Genomic DNA, 1,104 nt, shown 5'->3' on the forward strand with positions numbered 1-1,104 from the left:
CGCGGGTTCAGAAAACTAATGCAACACTATAAATTATTAACTTAGTGTTGTTATGAGCCAAAATTATACAAGATTAACCCTTCAAGAACGATTTAAAATTGAGAAATATTTAGATCAAAAATTATCCATTTCAGCCATTGCTATTTTATTAAATCGAAACAAAAGTACCATATCAAGAGAAGTAAATAGATTCAAAAAAAGAGCTTATGATGCTTTCATTTCTAATCAAATTGCTTTTGAAATTTCGATGAATAAAAACTATAGAAGAAGCAAAATTTTAAGCAATAAAAAGCTCCTAAAAATTGTTCATGCTAAACTTAAAAAAAGATGGTCACCTGAACAAATTTCCATATTTTTAAAACAGAATTTTCCACATCAAAAACCTATGAATGTAAGCCACGAAACGATCTATTTTTATATCTATTTACACAGTAAAAGTCACTTAAAAAAGAAACTCATTGAATCGCTTAGACAAAAGAAAAAAACAAGAGGTCCGGCTCGTTCGAAAGAATCAAAAGACATCAAAATTAAAGATCGTATTTCTATCGATGAAAGACCGCAAGAAGTCATAGGCAGAGAGATTCCTGGGCATTGGGAAGGTGATTTAATTATTGGTAAAGATCATAAATCGGCTATTGGAACATTGGTCGAAAGATCAACTCGTGCAGTGATTTTAGTCCATCTAAAAGACAAAAATGCGGAGACTGTTCGTAAGGCTTTTGAGAAGGAATTTAAGAAGCTACCAAAGCTCATGAAAAAGTCATTGACTTATGACAATGGAACCGAAATGGCTCAGCATAAGTTATTCACTAAAAATACAAAAGTGCAGGTCTATTTCACTCATCCATATTCGCCATGGGAAAGACCAACAAATGAAAATACAAATGGACTTTTAAGAGATTATTTCCCGAAAGGTACTGACCTTTCTATTTACTCAGAAAAAGAACTCAAAAAGGTGCAACGTGAACTCAATGAAAGACCGAGAAAAGTGCTCGATGGATATTCACCTGCTCAAGTTTTTAACCGAATGATTATTCAACAAATCAAATAATCATTTTTTTTACTATTTTTACTTAAACGTTGCATTAGCAACTTGAAACCGCC

Annotated in this window: 1 protein-coding gene; it reads left to right on the forward strand. The window is 32.2% G+C overall.

What is annotated here, in order from left to right; genetic code table 11:
• Positions 1–52: 52 nt before the first annotated feature.
• Positions 53–1,051, forward strand: coding sequence for an IS30 family transposase (locus tag N5D03_RS14855; protein WP_114998439.1), 999 nt, complete (start codon positions 53–55; stop codon positions 1,049–1,051).
• Positions 1,052–1,104: the final 53 nt, after the last annotated feature.

The sequence above is a fragment of the Empedobacter sp. GD03861 genome (assembly GCF_029840885.1).
In the GTDB taxonomy this organism is placed as follows: domain Bacteria; phylum Bacteroidota; class Bacteroidia; order Flavobacteriales; family Weeksellaceae; genus Empedobacter; species Empedobacter falsenii_B.

Excerpts from the sequence above, each read along its gene's own strand:
- N5D03_RS14855 (WP_114998439.1), top strand. The coding sequence starts at position 53 with ATGAGCCAAAATTATACAAGATTAACCCTTCAAGAACGATTTAAAATT.